The organism is Paenibacillus sp. OK003, from assembly GCF_900109515.1.
Taxonomy (GTDB): Bacteria; Bacillota; Bacilli; order Paenibacillales; family Paenibacillaceae; genus Paenibacillus; species Paenibacillus marchantiae.
This window is the reverse complement of record NZ_FOBD01000017.1, coordinates 49,413-66,116: the sequence shown is the minus strand read 5'-3', so window position 1 is coordinate 66,116 and position 16,704 is coordinate 49,413. Positions and strand designations below refer to the sequence as shown.

Annotated in this window: 13 protein-coding genes; 11 read left to right on the top strand and 2 right to left on the bottom strand. The window is 44.6% G+C overall.

Annotation, left to right across the window (positions count from 1 at the left end; translation table 11 throughout):
- Positions 1-2: 2 nt before the first annotated feature.
- The 3 genes from fliD to fliT are packed head-to-tail and all read left to right on the top strand — an operon-like array spanning position 3 to position 2,264.
- Positions 3-1,502, top strand: a complete 1,500-nt coding sequence (gene fliD / locus BMW94_RS23455; RefSeq protein WP_091001270.1) for a flagellar filament capping protein FliD — start codon at positions 3-5, stop codon at positions 1,500-1,502.
- Positions 1,503-1,522: 20 nt separating this feature from the next.
- Positions 1,523-1,912 carry a flagellar export chaperone FliS gene (fliS, locus tag BMW94_RS23450; RefSeq protein ID WP_091001269.1) on the top strand — a complete coding sequence of 130 codons (390 nt, stop codon included), beginning with the start codon at positions 1,523-1,525 and terminating at the stop codon, positions 1,910-1,912.
- Positions 1,902-2,264, top strand: a complete 363-nt coding sequence (fliT, locus tag BMW94_RS23445; RefSeq protein ID WP_254790340.1) for a flagellar protein FliT — start codon at positions 1,902-1,904, stop codon at positions 2,262-2,264. The genes fliS and fliT overlap by 11 nt, the downstream gene beginning before the upstream one ends.
- Before the next feature lie 145 nt (positions 2,265-2,409).
- Here the strand turns inward: fliT and BMW94_RS23440 are convergent, their stop codons facing one another.
- A complete protein-coding gene (locus BMW94_RS23440) occupies positions 2,410-3,552 on the bottom strand; it encodes a DUF4309 domain-containing protein (RefSeq protein WP_091001268.1) in 1,143 nt (380 codons plus the stop codon).
- Between the two features lie 326 nt (positions 3,553-3,878).
- Between BMW94_RS23440 and BMW94_RS23435 the strand changes: the two genes are divergently transcribed.
- From BMW94_RS23435 to BMW94_RS23415, 5 genes are all read left to right on the top strand, one after another.
- On the top strand, positions 3,879-4,076 hold the full coding sequence (locus BMW94_RS23435) for a cold shock domain-containing protein (RefSeq protein WP_024631599.1): 198 nt from the start codon (positions 3,879-3,881) through the stop codon (positions 4,074-4,076).
- A gap of 417 nt (positions 4,077-4,493) precedes the next feature.
- Entirely contained in the window at positions 4,494-5,057 is a 564-nt protein-coding gene (raiA, locus tag BMW94_RS23430) for a ribosome hibernation-promoting factor, HPF/YfiA family (RefSeq protein WP_091001267.1), read from the top strand.
- An 817-nt stretch (positions 5,058-5,874) separates the two neighbouring features.
- Positions 5,875-8,379, top strand: coding sequence for a preprotein translocase subunit SecA (secA, locus tag BMW94_RS23425; protein ID WP_091001266.1), 2,505 nt, complete (start codon positions 5,875-5,877; stop codon positions 8,377-8,379).
- 435 nt (positions 8,380-8,814) lie between these two features.
- A protein-coding gene (prfB, locus tag BMW94_RS23420; RefSeq protein ID WP_139209401.1) for a peptide chain release factor 2 occupies positions 8,815-9,928 on the top strand; the annotation gives its coding sequence in 2 pieces (ribosomal slippage) (positions 8,815-8,886 and positions 8,888-9,928; 1,113 coding nt in all).
- Between the two features lie 99 nt (positions 9,929-10,027).
- Complete coding sequence (locus tag BMW94_RS23415; protein WP_091001264.1) at positions 10,028-10,933, top strand: YitT family protein; 906 nt, start codon at positions 10,028-10,030, stop codon at positions 10,931-10,933.
- Positions 10,934-11,159: 226 nt separating this feature from the next.
- Here the strand turns inward: BMW94_RS23415 and cls are convergent, their stop codons facing one another.
- Positions 11,160-12,608 carry a cardiolipin synthase gene (gene cls, locus BMW94_RS23410; RefSeq protein WP_091001263.1) on the bottom strand — a complete coding sequence of 483 codons (1,449 nt, stop codon included), beginning with the start codon at positions 12,606-12,608 and terminating at the stop codon, positions 11,160-11,162.
- A gap of 330 nt (positions 12,609-12,938) precedes the next feature.
- On the opposite strand from cls, the gene argC reads away from it, so the two are divergent.
- From argC to argB, 3 genes are all read left to right on the top strand, one after another.
- Positions 12,939-13,988, top strand: a complete 1,050-nt coding sequence (argC, locus tag BMW94_RS23405; protein ID WP_091001262.1) for an N-acetyl-gamma-glutamyl-phosphate reductase — start codon at positions 12,939-12,941, stop codon at positions 13,986-13,988.
- Positions 13,989-14,120: 132 nt separating this feature from the next.
- On the top strand, positions 14,121-15,347 hold the full coding sequence (gene argJ / locus BMW94_RS23400; protein WP_302848010.1) for a bifunctional glutamate N-acetyltransferase/amino-acid acetyltransferase ArgJ: 1,227 nt from the start codon (positions 14,121-14,123) through the stop codon (positions 15,345-15,347).
- Between the two features lie 318 nt (positions 15,348-15,665).
- Positions 15,666-16,505: an acetylglutamate kinase gene (argB, locus tag BMW94_RS23395; protein WP_091001260.1), complete on the top strand. Its 840-nt coding sequence runs from the start codon at positions 15,666-15,668 to the stop codon at positions 16,503-16,505.
- The last annotated feature ends 199 nt before the right edge of the window (positions 16,506-16,704 follow it).

The window sequence follows — 16,704 nt, the reverse complement described above, 5'->3', positions numbered from 1 at the left end:
ACATGCGTATAAATGGTTTTTCTGGTATGGATATAGATAGTATGGTGACATCACTAATGACTGCTAAGAAATTACCGTTAAATAAATTAACTCAGCAAAAACAAATTTTAGAGTGGACACGAGATAGTTACCGTGAGTTAAATAGTAAGATTGTTCAGCTAAGTGATAAATTGCAAAAAATGAATATTTCGGATGCAATGAACACACAACAATCCGTAGTTACAGGAAATACAACTGCTGTTAAAGCAGATGCCAATGCTAATGCGAGCAGTACACCTATGTCTGTGGTAGTCAGTAAATTAGCGACAAAGTCTGGGATGCAGACTGCGAGTGGATTACGCACTGCGGGCACTACTCCGACAGATGCTACTAAAACTACTACATTGGAGCAAATTGCGGGAAGTGCCGCATCTGATAAATATGAATTAAATATTAACAATAAAACGATAACATTTCTTAAAACAGATTCAATTGAAACGGTAATTGGACGCATTAATTCGGAGAATGCTAACGTAACAGCGACCTTTGATGAAATTAGTGGTAAATTCTCTATTACAGCTAAAGATTATGGGACAAAAAATAATATTATATTGACGGGTGCAGATAAGCAGCCTAAAGATAGTACGTTAATGGAGTTATTCGGAATTACCGGTGCTGATGTAAAAGTAGCTGAAGCAGGTGAGGTAACTGTCACCAACACAACAGACAATAGCACGAAGACTTACAAACCAGATGGAAATTCTCTTGTTGTTAATGGTGTAAAACTTACGCTATTGGAAACTACAGGAACCACAGGACCGACCAAAGTCACAACGCAATCAGATCCAACCAAAGCTATGGAGACTATTAAGTCTTTCGTTGATACGTATAACGAATTATTAGGCTTAATGAATACCAAGATGAGTGAACAGAAGTATCGCGATTTCCCTCCATTAACAGCTGATCAAAAAAAAGACATGAAGGAAGAAGAAATTAAGCAATGGGAAGAGAAGGCAAAAAGCGGTCTTCTGAAAAATGACTCTATCTTGAGTTCTGCTGTTTCCTCAATGCGTATGGTTATTTCTAGTAAATTAGGAGACTTGAGTTCCATCGGCATAACAACTGGGCAATATTACGAAAATGGTAAGTTGAAGATTGATGAGAATAAATTGAAAGCAGCCTTGACAACAAGCCCTGAAAAAGTTGTGAATATATTCCAGGGTTCATCTTTAAGTGATACGAATAAACCGCTCTTTAGTCAATTAAGAAGTGAACTAAACGCTCCTTTAGAAATGTTCGTAAAAAAAGTAGGTACATCGAAAGTAGACACAGACGGAAGCTTCACATTAAATGCTGACAGTATAATGGGTAAACAACTTAAAGATTACAACAGTCGGATTACAGAGTTCGAACGCAAAATGAAAGATGCTGAGACACGTTACTATAAACAGTTCACAGCGATGGAGTCTGCAATGAGTAAATACCAATCGCAGTCATCCAGCTTAACAAGTCTTCTACAATAGTAAAGAAAGGATGATTTAACTTGATTACATCTCCTTATGAAAAATATAAAAACTCATCAGTGCAAACTTCAACACCAGGTCAGCTTGTCATCATGCTGTATGATGGTGCCATTCGTTTTGTTAAAGCAGGCTTGGATGGAATTTCTTCGAATGATTATGCTAAAGCTAATATGAACCTAGGAAAGGCTCAAACCATTATAAGCGAGCTAATGTCTACATTGAATCGTTCTTATGATATTTCGAAAAACTTGTATGCTCTTTATGAATATATGAACTATCTATTAATTCAAACGAATATTAAAAAGAAAGTGGAATCAGGTGAAGAGGTCTTGGGTTACCTTCAAGAGCTTCGTGAAACCTGGATCATAGTAACTAAACAAACAGCAGGTATGTCATTACATGATGAGTAATAGTAACGGTGATATGTTAGAGGAAAGTCTTAACTATTTAGAGCAGAAAACGCAGCAATTCATCTTACAACTTGATGATACTGACTATGAAGAAGTTGAGAGATTTGTAGAAGAACGTCAGGATCATGTAGATCATTTACTCAAGATACTCGATGAACAATTAATTACTGTAGAACAAAAACAAATGTTGAAACGTATTTTAAGTCACGATGCTCAGATAAACCAGCGTATGCAATTCCTTAAAGAAGAAGCCAAAGATTGGCTAGTCCAACGTAGTCGAGCTAAATCACAAAGAAATGCTTATGATTCTAAATATGCACCTGATAGTTATTTGATGGATAGAAGGAAATAGCATATTAATCAATACTAGGGTAGACTTTTTGGGGTTAAATATTACATGTTGGTCTAATATGATCGATATATATAAAAGGGGCCTTGTGGATAATTCCACAGGCTCCTCTTTTTTCAGAAAACTATTTTCTTTTAGCGAATGATAATCAATAAATATTTGTAAAATCTATTAAATCGTCTTCTTCCTCATAATTAAACACTAATGTATGTTTCCCCAGTCTGTACGTCATTTCATATCCACCGGCTGCTTCGTTATAATATTCATTAGAAGGTTTACCTAGCCACAGCCTCACATTTTGTGGAGCAAGATTTTGTTTCTCGTTGTATAGTTGCAGAATGGCAATGCGTGACTTGGCATTAAGCTCATGCATATATGAATCAAAGCCTAAGCCAAATTGAGAGTAGTAATAAAAGGCTCCCCACTCCTCGTTTCCACGAGACTTAGGTTTATTTAGATTACTCTGCACGGACTTGAGAGTCATTCCAATCTTGATGTCAGAGCGACCTGGCAACATGCCCTTTGATGCAGCGGCCTTAAGACTCTCCAGGTAGGCACGGTCCCCCATTCCGGAGTTTGGCCAAGAGGATTGATCCACATAGCGGGTATCGCTGAGACGCAGCTCCAGCTTGCTGACATTTAGCTTGAACGTATCGACTGCATACTTGAACTGCATATTGTTATAATATTTGAATTGTACTCTGGAGCCTGACAAACTGCGGATACCATTATTTCTGGAAGCCCAGTATGCGCCGGAAATCTTTTTTCCTTTATTGTCGGTGAATTTTATTGGTTGTAACACACCAGAACGGATTATATAAGTGTGCACCTCATTGAAGTTGGAAGTTCCCCAATCTGTAAGCATTAACATGTCAGGTGTCCCTGCTTCTTTCCCTTTGATTGTATAATTCCAGGTCTGAGGCAAAATAATGGTTTCGATGGGTAACTTCGTGGTTTGAACGGTCCCATACTTGGCTCCTTTTTTTAGAAGCACTGCACGATACGTTCCAGAATAACTTTTGTCGTCTGTTTTATTGTTTGTCCAGTCATTAGGCTCTGTAAGGGTATATTTCTGCTCGTCATCCGCGAATATATAAACGGTGTAAGACGTTTGATTTGCATCCCGTAGGGTGAAGGAGAGACGACTCTTACTTTTGAGTTGATCGGCAGAGATTTGTTTTTCTTTTGCAGCGGAAGTTGTCGGTAGTATTAGTAATGTGCATAATGTGATACTGGCGAAAATTAGTATTGCTAGTAAGCTCCACTTTCTGTAATACTTTGAATAAATCATCGTTGATTCTCCTCTGGCTATTCTAGTAAAAATATGTAATTTGAAACTTAGTAAATTGTATCATTTTTGCTGTTATCCGCACAGTAGAGGAATTCCAATTAATCTGTAATTAATACATAAAAATAGCCGTATCACTAGTCTAATAACCTGATATATTAGCAATATCCCATCGTTCAACAGGATCCCCGATTAATCTACAAAAAATTCCAAGAAAACATTTACTTTACCAATTGACAATGGATAACTTTGGATGGTATTATCTGAGTTGTGGGCAAGGGTCTTTGACACAACCTCACTTCATTTGATGACGAAGGGAATGTTAGTGCATGCAAGGTAAAGTAAAATGGTTCAACGCAGAAAAAGGTTATGGTTTCATTGAAACTGAAGACGGCGGCGACGTATTCGTACATTTCTCCGCAATTCAATCCGAAGGATTCAAAACTTTGGAAGAAGGTCAATCCGTAGAATTCGATATCGTCGAAGGCGCGCGTGGACCGCAAGCAGCTAACGTAATCAAATTATAATCATCCGGACAATCCGACCTACATATATGGTTAGATGGTTACCAATTGAATTATCGCTAGCATCAGACTCCGGTTTTTCCGGGGTCTTTTTTTGTTTTAATAGATTCGAAACTTGAGAATCAGCCGAACAACATTATTCTCATGAATTTGATATATTCAAGAAATAGATTGTATTCATTTTACATAATAGATTGAAGGAGCTCGGAAACGGTTAATTACATCATCAAGCGCCTAATAAGACAATCCATGTTAATGAATGATTATGCCTCAAAATGGTGAAATATCGCGAAATATGGCGGTAAGCCTATGTTGGCTGAGGTGGCTTAAACAGATGTCACTATTCGGTCACCGGGAGTTTTTACATGGCGCTTACATTCGTGTTATAATGAAGTGGCAAAGGAAAAGGAGGAGTGCCCTATGAATTTAAGTATTCGAGGTCAACAAATCGAGGTTACCGATGCTTTGAAGGATTATGTCGACAAAAAGTTGAGTAGACTCGAGAAGTATTTCGATGCACCCCTTAACTCTGACGGTGCTGTTACCCTGAGCACGACGAGAGGCTTGCATACAGTAGAGGTGACGATCCCTTTGAAAGGCATTGTGCTCCGCGCCGAGGATGAGAGCGACGATATGTACGCTTCCATTGACTCCGTGGTGGACAAGCTGGAACGTCAGATCCGTAAACACAAAACGAAAATCAACCGTAAGTTCCGCCAGGAAGGCAGCCTGAAAACGCTCTTCGTCGAAGATCCGACAGGTACAGTGGCTACCGCTGAACTGGATGCGGAGACCGAAGATGATGACCTGGAAGTGGTACGGACGAAACGGTTTATGTTGAAACCCATGGACGTGGAAGAGGCTATCCTCCAAATGAACATGATCGGCCACAATTTCTTCGTATTCTCCAACATTGAGAACGAAGAAGTCAGCGTTGTGTACAAACGGAACGATGGTAAATACGGTTTGATTGAACAAGGTTAATGGTTGACTGAAACCTAACCCAGTTTAATGACCTAACCAACGTATTCAACCGAAAATGATTCTTTAACGATTACGAATGAAGACAGGGATACTTTGCATTCCTGTATTGGATTAAACTAACAAGAGCCTCCATCCTTTATGGGATGGGGCTCTTTTGTGCGTAGTGGGGCTGGAAAAAAGTCGCTGAGGCAAGATTGTGAAACTATTTCCCATGCTACTGCGTCTAATAGATAGTAGGAATGAGACCAATCTGTGCAAAGTGAATGATAAATTTTCAATACTCACGGAGAATTCGTTGAAGATGTATTCTTTCTCTCTGTATTGAGATTTTCATCCAAATTTACCACCGGAATTCGTGAACATGCCTTATCTAACTGGAAAATGAAACGATAGAATCCAAGGCTTCCGCTAACGACTACGATTTTTTGCACTTAAACTCCATCGGAGAGGCTTCAGAAGTTCAAAGAAGTGTGCCGTGGCGTGTTGCGGCGACCCTTACAAACTGTTACAATTTATACAAAGAGAATCATTGTCCTGATGAGGAATTGTCAACGAATGATCGCTAATCATAATCAATGACAGGCACAGCACCATGAACATGATTCATAAGGGTCGGTATTCGGCTTATTTCTAATAACCGGGTCCGGTTGAATACCGAATCAGCTTCATGAGGGAACCTTGGCAAGCCTGGAGTTGATTCATTTATATTATTTTTTATATCGTTTGTCACCCCCGGGCAAGTGGATACATATCCATCCGATGGTGTCGCGCGGCGGCAGCAGGGGGTCTATTCTGTTTTGCACGAAAGGGGTATACCATGCTAGGACTTGTCAAAAAGATCTTCGGCGACATGAACGAACGTGATGTTAAACGTCTGATGAAGACAGTCGATGTGATCAATAAACTGGAACCACAATTTCAGGCTCTGTCTGATGAACAACTGAAATCCAAAACGGATGAATTCCGTGCCCGCATTGAAAAGGGAGAAACAACAGATGAACTTCTTCCTGAAGCATTTGCAACCGTACGTGAGGCATCTCGCCGTGTACTGGGCAAACGTCACTATGACGTACAGATGCTCGGAGGCATTGCCCTTCATGAAGGCCGGATTTCAGAGATGAAGACGGGTGAAGGTAAGACACTGGTAGGAACACTCCCGGTATACCTGAATGCATTGATGTCCAAAGGTGTACACGTGGTAACGGTCAATGATTATTTGGCTCAACGGGATAGCCAGGAAATGGGACAAATTTATGAATTCATGGGCATGACGGTAGGGGTTAACCTGAGCGGTATGGACCATGCTTTGAAACAACATGCTTATGCATGTGATATTACGTACGGAACGAATAATGAATTTGGCTTTGACTATCTGCGTGACAACATGGTGCTGTACAAAGAGCAGATGGTTCAACGTCCATTGTTCTTCTGTATCATTGATGAAGTGGACTCCATTCTGGTCGATGAGGCACGTACACCTCTAATCATTTCCGGACAAGCTCAGAAATCCACGGACCTGTACTATGCAGCTGACCGTTTCGTGAAACGTCTGGTTCCAGAAGAAGACTTTACGGTGGACATCAAGGTGAAATCCGTAGCGCTGACTGAAGCTGGTGTGGCGAAGGCGGAGAAAGCATTTGGTATCGAAAACTTGTATGATCATGCCAATGTTACGCTCAACCATCACATCGTACAGGGATTGAAAGCTAACGTAATCATGCGTCGTGACGTCGATTATGTGGTGAGTGATGAAGAAGTACTGATCGTCGATGAGTTCACAGGCCGTCTGATGGCAGGACGTCGTTATAGCGATGGATTGCACCAAGCGATCGAAGCCAAGGAAGGCATTGAAGTACAGAACGAGAGCATGACACTTGCTACAATTACCTTCCAGAACTATTTCCGGATGTACCGCAAGCTCGCGGGAATGACGGGTACAGCGAAGACCGAGGAAGAAGAATTCAAAAAAATCTACGGTCTCGAAGTATTGCAGATTCCAACCAACCGTCCAAACAAACGGGATGATATGGCTGATGTGGTGTACAAGAGCATCGATGGAAAGTTCAACGCGGTTGTGGAAGAAATCGTGGCACGTCACAGCAAGAACCAGCCGGTTCTGGTTGGTACGGTTTCCATTGAAAACTCCGAGCGTATTTCCGATATGTTGAAACGCCGTGGTGTCCGTCACCAGGTATTGAACGCCAAATATCACGCGGAAGAAGCGGAGATCATCTCAGGAGCTGGACAAGCCGGTGCAGTAACGATTGCAACCAACATGGCTGGACGGGGTACGGATATTATCCTGGGCGAAGGTGTAGCTGAAGTGGGCGGCCTTCATATCATTGGTACAGAGCGTCACGAATCTCGCCGGATTGATAACCAGCTGCGTGGACGTGCAGGACGTCAGGGTGACCCTGGTTCTACACAGTTCTACCTGTCACTGGGTGACGAGCTGATGAGACGTTTCGGTGCAGACAATGTACTGAACATGATGGAGCGTCTTGGTTTTGAAGAAGACCAACCGATTGAGAGCCGGATGATTACCCGTGCGGTAGAGTCGGCACAAAAACGGGTTGAAGGTAATAACTTTGACGTACGTAAAGTCGTTCTCCAATATGATGATGTCATGAACCAACAACGTGAAATTATATATAAACAGCGCCGTGAGGTGCTTGAGTCCGAGAATATCAAACAGATCGTTATGGATATGATCAAGCCTTCCATTGAACGTATTGTGGAAGCTCATTGCAGTGACGATATTCCGGAAAACTGGGAACTGCAGGAAGTTGCAGACTACATGAACAGCAAATTGCTGGATGAAGGCTCAGTAACGAAGGATGATCTGTGGGGCAAAGAAGCAGAAGAGATTATTGACTACCTGTTTGAGAAAGTTCAGAACAAGTACAATGCACGTGAAGAGCGAATCGGTGAAGAGATGGTTCGTGAATTCGAGAAAGTGGTTGTGCTCCGTGCAGTAGATAGCAAATGGATGGATCATATTGATGCGATGGATCAATTGCGTCAAGGTATCCACCTTCGTGCCTACGGCGGTACAGATCCGCTGCGTGAGTACCAGTTCGAAGGCTTCGAAATGTTCCATCAGATGATTGCTTCGATTCAGGAAGAAGTGGCAACCTATGTGATGAGAGCACAAATCGAGAGCAACCAGGAGCGTCAAGCGGTTGTTGACGAAAGTCAGATCTCGACAAGCGGCGAACCTACGGAGAAACGTCCGGTAAAAGTGTCTGACCAAATCGGACGTAACGATGCGTGTCCATGTGGCAGCGGCAAAAAGTTTAAACATTGCCACGGTCAAGAGTAGACTCTCTTATATTACCCTGTGTATAAGTTGGATCTAAATTTTTTACACCATAACGGAGAGTGCGGAAGCAATCTGGAGAAGCTACGCGTTCGCCTTTATCACCGGATTTTTCCCTTGTGAGAGGGAATTGAGAAAATCTGGGGATAAGAGCGATCGGAAGATGCTACTGCAATTGGAGTGGTAAGGTGTAACGAATGCTGGATCAACTTAAATAGAATGACATGAACGGCTCCTTGCAGCCGGGTATTTCAAATGATCAAGTGAAGGATGCATAACCTGTAATTGGTGCATAGTTATAACTATGTGACCATGATCATGGAGAAGAGGATTGCCGATATAAAGGTAACCGAGACTCCAAGGTGAAACATCGGAAGCTTGATTTGGAGGAATGCCCTGGATGCGGGGAGCTTATCTTAATGAAAAGAGGAATTGCACATGATCGATCCAAGCGTGAAGCAGGACCTGCGTGAAATAGGCAAAAAACTAACCAATCTTAGGGGGTCTCTTTGACTTAGATCTTAAGCAAGAGATGATCGAGAACTTCGAAGTGAAGATGTCCGCCCCGGATTTCTGGGATGATAATGATAAGGCACAAGCTTTAATCGCCGAGCTGAACGCGGTGAAGGGATCTGTGGATCAATACACCAAGCTGCAGCAGGATTATGACGATGCGGTCATGATGGCAGAACTGGCTGACGAAGAAGGCGACGATGATCTGGCTGTGGAGATCGGCAACAGCGTGACAGCCATCGTAAGCAAGGTAGAAGCGTTCGAGCTACAGCTTCTCCTGAATCAGCCGTATGACAAGATGAATGCGATTCTGGAGCTTCACCCGGGTGCTGGTGGTACCGAGTCACAGGACTGGGGACAGATGCTGATGCGGATGTATACTCGCTGGGCCGAGAAACGTGGCTTCAAGGTTGAGGTGTTGGATTATCTGGCAGGAGATGAAGCAGGAATCAAGAGTGTCACACTATCCATCAAGGGGCATAATGCTTATGGGTATCTGAAAGCCGAAAAAGGTGTCCACCGATTGGTGCGGATCTCACCTTTTGACTCATCAGGACGCAGGCATACTTCCTTCGTATCCTGTGATGTGGTGCCTGAGATTGATGACACCATTGAATTGGATATTCGAACAGAAGATCTCAAGATCGATACGTACCGTGCGAGCGGCGCGGGTGGACAGCATATCAATACCACTGACTCAGCCGTAAGGATTACTCACCTTCCAACAGGTGTGGTTGTAACGTGTCAGAATGAACGGTCACAGATTAAGAACCGTGAGCGAGCGATGACGATGCTTCGTTCCAAACTGTATGAACGTAAAATTGAAGAACAAAAACAACAGCTGGACGAAATCCGAGGAGAACAGTCGGATATTGCGTGGGGTAGCCAGATTCGGTCCTATGTATTCCATCCCTATAGTATGGTAAAGGATCACCGTACGAGCGTAGAGACTGGAAACACAGGGGCAGTAATGGATGGCGACCTCGATGGATTCATCGATGGTTATTTGCGCAGCCAGATTAAAGTAGATACCGATTAATCAAAAGTTCCTGTATAGACCCGATACGAGTAGGCGTATGCTGGGTGTATACAGGGGCTTTTTTTTGAGCATATATACAAAAAAGGAGAGCAAGATGACATGCAACAGCAACAACCGTTACACAATAACCGCAAGAAGAGGTTAACCACGCTCATTCCCCTGAACGGCCCATGGAGAAACGTTGTAGATACCGTATCCATTATTTTAGGTTCGTTTTTGATTGCCGTGGCCTTTAATTTATTTTTACTACCGAACCAGATTGCTTCAGGTGGGGTGTCCGGGCTATCAATATTGGGCAAACATTGGCTGGGACTTGAGCCGGCATACACCCAGTGGGCTATTAATATTCCGCTTCTGATCGCGGGTTTTCTCCTGATTGGCAAGCAGTATGGTATACGTTCTGTACTCGGCAGCGTTGTACTGCCACTGTTTGTATACCTCACGAAAGACTGGGCCATTCCAACAACGAATCCACTTCTCGGTTCACTCTATGGCGGAATTGGGGTTGGTCTCGGGATCGGAATCGTATATCGGGGTAGAGGTTCAACGGGTGGCATGAGCATTCTGGCCAGGATCGTACAAAAATACAGTGGGCTGAGTTATTCCCTTTGCGTTGTGATGATGGATGCTACGGTCATTATAATGGCTGCCTTTGTATTGTCATTGGAGCAGTCGCTCTTTGCTCTGATCGGGTTATACGTTACCGGAAAAGTCATTGATGCCGTGGAGATGGGGCTTGGTAACTCGAAGGTTGCTTATATTATTTCCAACCAGACCGAACCGATTACGAAGGTGATACTGGATGATCTGGATCGCGGACTGACGAAGCTGGAGGCAAAAGGTGGCTACACCGACGATCAGCGAACCGTACTGATGGTGGTCGTCGGACAGAATGAGGTGCCGAGACTGAAAGCGTTGATCCGGTCCGTGGACCCGGGGGCTTTTGTCATTATTAGCAATGCGCATGAAGTACTGGGCGAAGGCTTTAAGCGTGGGGAATTGTAAGGTACAGCGAGTAGGGCACTCTATAAATCAAACTTAACACATTCACATGATAACGGAGAGCACTCTAGAGGTCATTCGTTTAACTTATAAGAAAGTAAATATATAATCCAAAAAAAGCAGGTACTCCTCCACCAGAAATAGCTGGAAAGGAAGTACCTGCTTTTTGTTTTGTCTTTTGGAACGAAAATCGCTGTACTACTTACTGTATCTGCTATAACTACTGTATCTAGAGAATCGGAGACAGCAGACGAGAAATCGCTTCTTTAAATTTGATCTTCACACTGCGTTTATTGTATTCCTCCAGCGTCATCTCACGGGATACAAGAAGATCATGCTCAAACGTCTGCACAAGAGCAGTTGCAATCGCCTCGTCATACATAAATGCATTTACCTCAAAGTTCAATCGGAAGCTGCGGTAATCAATATTAGCGGTTCCCACAGATGCGACCATACTGTCGATAATGAGCGTTTTGGCATGAATAAAGCCGTTATCGTAGATGAACACGGTTGCTCCCACTTTTAACAACTCACCGATATAAGATAGCGTAGCCCAGTATACAAAGGCGTGATCCGGTTTATTTGGAATCATAATGCGAACATCAATTCCTGACAGGCACGCAAGACGGATGGCTTCGAATACACTGGCATCTGGAATAAAATAAGGTGTTTGGATCAGAATCGAATGTTTGGCTCCATTAATCATTTTCAAATAACTGTTCTTGATGTGCTCTGTCTCTGCATCCGGTCCGCTGGATACAATCTGCATAGCGGTTGTTCCTGTGCCCTCAATATGAGGGAAATGCGCCGGAACATATGGGGTATCGTGCTGCTTGGACGCTTCATTCCAATCCAGGAGAAAACGAGTCTGAAGAGCATGGACGGCATTACCCTGAATACGCAAATGAGTATCGCGCCAGTAACCGAACTTGGAATTCAAGCCGAGATATTCATCCCCTACATTAAACCCGCCTGTATATCCAAGGTTGCCATCAATGATGACGATTTTACGGTGATTTCGGTAGTTCATACGCAGGTTAATCAGACTGAATTTGGATGGGAAAAAGACCTCAACCAAACCGCCTGCTTCGCGCAACTCTTTGAAAAAGCGTTTGGATACCCGCCGTGATCCCAGCGCGTCATACAGCAGACGAACTTTGACACCTTCGCGCGCTTTACGGATGAGTGCATCCCGGATTCTTTTACCGAGTCGGTCGCCTCTATAAATGTAATATTGCACGTGAACATGATCTTTCGCTGCCTCGATATCATCGAGCAAACGTTGAAATTTGTCTGTTCCGTCGGTAATAATCTCGACCGCATTGTCTTCTGTCAACAGAGCATCGTTTTGCTTCAGATTCATATAGATCATGTCCTGACTACTCTCTGTCGCTTGATTGCGGAAAGGTGTTCGATTGTCTTGCAGCTGTGCAAGCTGGGCAGCAATACGTTCTTCAAGCCCAAGCTTCTTGCGCTCTTTCCACTGGAAAAGTCGGTAGCGCGTCAGGTTTTGCCCTGTTAATAAGTAGAGTACAAACCCGAACACCGGAATAAAGTTCAAGACGAGCAGCCAAGCCCAGGATGCACTGGCATCCTTTCGTTCGAAGAAAACGACCGCTGCAGCGAAAATAATATTCAGGCCCAGGAGTACAACAAGTAAAATGGATTCGATATGCACTGTAGTCCCCCATGTCTCATAATGACCATCATGAATCCATTCATAAACCCTTCGTCGTGTAGATTGATTATGAATTAGACCCTGGTTGTAATGTTTCCTATAATACGTATTTTAGCAGAAGTATACGGGTTCGTCCGCAGATGTTGGAAAGATATGTTCGGAAGTGATGAGAATCCATGTAAAATTGATGATAGAGTGTTGTATTTATATAACTAGAGTCGTATAATAATACACAAATATGCATAGAAGCGACGGAATTGCTGTATGAAAGCTCATTGGGAGCAGGAGAACAGTATAAGTAGCGCATACGACAAGATTGGGGGAGCGAGAGTGAATAACAAATTAAAAGTGGCAATCGTCGGTTCCACCGGCTACGGCGGGGTGGAACTGATTCGTTTTTTTCAGAATCATCCGCAGGTTGAAATTACTTCGGTAATCTCTTCATCCAGCAGTGGTGAGTCCATCGCAGATGGATTCCCGCATTTGACGGACGTGATTCAGAGGCCACTCGACGGCGTAGACCCGGCTGAGATCGCAAGTCGTGCAGATCTGGTGTTCACAGCGACCCCGTCTGGTGTAAGCGCAAAGCTCGTTCCGAGCCTGCTTGAAGCAGGTCTTAAGGTCATTGATTTGTCTGGAGATTTCAGACTCAAGGACGGAACGGTGTATGAAGAGTGGTATAAACATCCGGCACCATCTGCTTCATTGCTGGAACAGGCGGTATACGGCATGGCAGAGGTGTATGGCGACGAAGTGAAGGGTAAAAACTTTATTTCCAACCCAGGCTGCTACCCAACGGCTACGTTACTCGGATTGATTCCAGCTGTTGAGGCAGGATGGATTGACCCTTCCAGTATCATCATTGATGCCAAATCCGGCGTATCGGGTGCGGGGCGGGGAACAGCTCTGGCGTATCATTATGCAGAGATGAATGAGAATTTCAAAGCATATAAACTGAACAAACATCAGCATATTCCAGAAATCGAGCAAGTGCTGGGGGATATCACTGGAACACCAGTGACAGTAACATTCACAACTCAACTGGTGCCAATGACGCGTGGAATCATGAGCACGATGTATGCCAATTTAACTGGTGAACACAGTGACCGTGAAATCGTTGATCTGTACCGCAAATATTATGAAAATCGGCCGTTTGTGCGTGTACGTGAGCCAGGGATCTGGCCTTCAACGAAGGAAGTGTACGGATCGAACTATTGTGATATCGGATTTGCGGCTGACCCTCGTACAGGTCGTTTGACGATTATTTCGGTCATCGACAACCTGGTGAAGGGTGCATCCGGGCAAGCTATTCAAAATATGAACCTGATGATGGGATGGGAGGAGAACCTCGGGCTGAACATGACGCCGGTATATCCATAAGGGTTGAATCATTGGGAGAGCGCCTAGACGCAATTCCAAAACCAACCATATGGGGAAGACGGATCAGGCAAAGCAAGCGGACAATCGGCATGCAGCCGAACGCATAACGGGGGATAACATATGGGAACAAATGTGGAGCAAAAGGCTTTTACTATAGTTGAGAACGGAACGATTGTAACCCCGCACGGGTTCACTGCTGGTGGACTGCACTGCGGATTGAAAAAAACGTCTCGTAACGACATCGGAGCGATCCGCTGTGACGTGCCGGCAACTGCAGCTGCGGTGTATACAACAAACGTGTTCCAGGCCGCACCTCTGAAAGTCACACGTGAGAGCTTGAGCAATGGACGCCTTCAGGCAGTCATCGTGAACAGCGGAAATGCCAATGCGTGTACTGGACAACAAGGTGAAGAGGATGCCTACGCCATGCGTACCGCAGCTGCACGTGAATTGGGTGTAGCGGAAGAGGATGTTGCTGTCGCTTCCACAGGTGTTATCGGTGAATTACTGAAGATGGACGCTGTACATTCGGGGATTACCGCACTTCCGGCACGTTTGGGCAAGGAAGCAGCAGAAGCGGAGCATTTTTCCCAAGCTATTCTGACAACCGATTTGGTGAAAAAAGAAGCCTGCGTCTCCGTTGAGGTGAACGGCAAAACGATTACGATTGCAGGTGCCGCCAAGGGATCGGGGATGATTCATCCGAATATGGCGACGATGCTGGCTTTTATGACCTCTGATGCGGTCATTGGTGCGGAAGCGTTGCAACGCCTGCTTCGCCAGGCGACCAATCATACATTTAACATGATTACAGTGGATGGAGATACGAGCACGAACGACATGCTGGTAGCAATGTCCAGCGGTCTGGCAGGCAACGAAGAACTGACCGTGGAACATCCGGATTGGGATGCTTTTGCTGCCGGATTCACTTATGTGTGCGAAGTGCTTGCCAAAGCCATTGCGCGCGATGGCGAAGGAGCAACCAAGCTGGTAGAAGTACAGGTAACGGGTGCCGTAAGTGATGAATCTGCGCAAGCTATTGCAAAGACCGTCATTGGGTCCAGCCTGGTGAAATCCGCGATGTTTGGAGCAGATGCCAACTGGGGACGAATTATTGCAGCCGTTGGGCGAGCAGGACAGCCGGTGAACCCGGAGACGGTGGATATCCGTCTGGGTGACATCTCTGTACTTGAACAATCCCGTCCAGTCGCATTTGACGAAGAAGCGGCGCTGGCCTACTTGCAGACGGATACCGTACGCATCGTAGTCGATCTGCACCACGGCGACGGAACAGCCATCGCTTGGGGCTGTGACTTGACGTACGACTATGTACGAATTAACGCGGCATACCGCACGTAATATTTTGTGGTTAGTTTTAGTTAATCTAGCAGCTTCATTATTGAAAAGCTGCTTTACAAAAATATGTAGAACATCTATAAGGATTAAACTTTTTGAGTTTGATCATTGACGGGGATAGTGAAAAAGTCGGAATCGATTCTGTAGAAGCGTAGCGTTCGCCTTTGTCTCCAAGTTTTTCCCTTAGAGAAGGGGAATCCAAAAAACTTGGAGACAACAGCGATCGAAAGAACGATCCGAATTTGTAACGGCTATTCCCGTCTAATCTGGATTTATTAAGTGTTAGGCCTTTTAGAATATTTGAACGAAAGGAGTGCCCTCATGAATTCAACATTGCAAAATGAGAGTACCGGAACTGAAGCAGGTGCCGAGAAGCAGACGTTTGTAATGAAATGCGGAGGCAGCACGTTGGCGGCGTTGCCTGAATCCTTTTTTGCAGATCTGCGTGACTTGCAGTCCCAGGGAACTCAGCCTGTGATCGTACATGGCGGCGGTCCTGCGATCTCGGATAACTTGGCGAAGCTGGGCATTGAGACCGAGTTTGTGAACGGATTGCGCAAAACAACGGAACCCGTGCTGGACGTCGTGGAGATGGTTCTTGCGGGGAATATTAACAAACAGATCGTACGTCTAATCCAAAGTGTCGGTGGACGTGCGCTGGGATTGTCGGGTGTGGACGGTGGTTTGATCCAAGCGAAACCGGTTAGCAATCACGCAGAGATCGGTTGGGTAGGTGACGTGACGGGCGTTAACGCGGAGATTATTCAAGGTATTGTGGGAATGGGCTATATGCCAGTTATCGCGCCAGTTGGTGTGGATGCATCCGGTCAACGCTATAACATCAACGCGGATACAGCCGCAGGTGCGGTAGCTTCCCATCTCGGAGTGAGTCGGATGATCGTAGTGACTGATGTCCCTGGAATTATGAAGAATGTAGGCGGCGAGAAAAAAGTACTGCCATCCGTCTCTGTACAGGAGATTGAGGATATGATCCATACCGGAGAAATCTATGGCGGCATGATTCCAAAGGTGCGTGCAGCCATCGCTTGTATTCACGGCAAAGTGCGTGAAGTCATCATCGTAGATGGCAGCGAACCACAGATCCTGAGCCGTGTGCTTGGCGGAGAAACAATCGGAACCCGAATTATCCGTATGCAATAATTATTCTCAGTGCGCTAGTGTCTTCATGGTCTTATAGTAAAAAAAAATATGTGCATCGCTTTTTTATATAAGAAATCTAATATTACACACACAATAACGTAGGGTGCAGAACCGATCTGAAGAATAAAAATGCATAACGTAGAGGACAGAAATAACCTGAAGAAGCGAAGCGTGCGCCTTTATCCCCGGATTTTCCCCT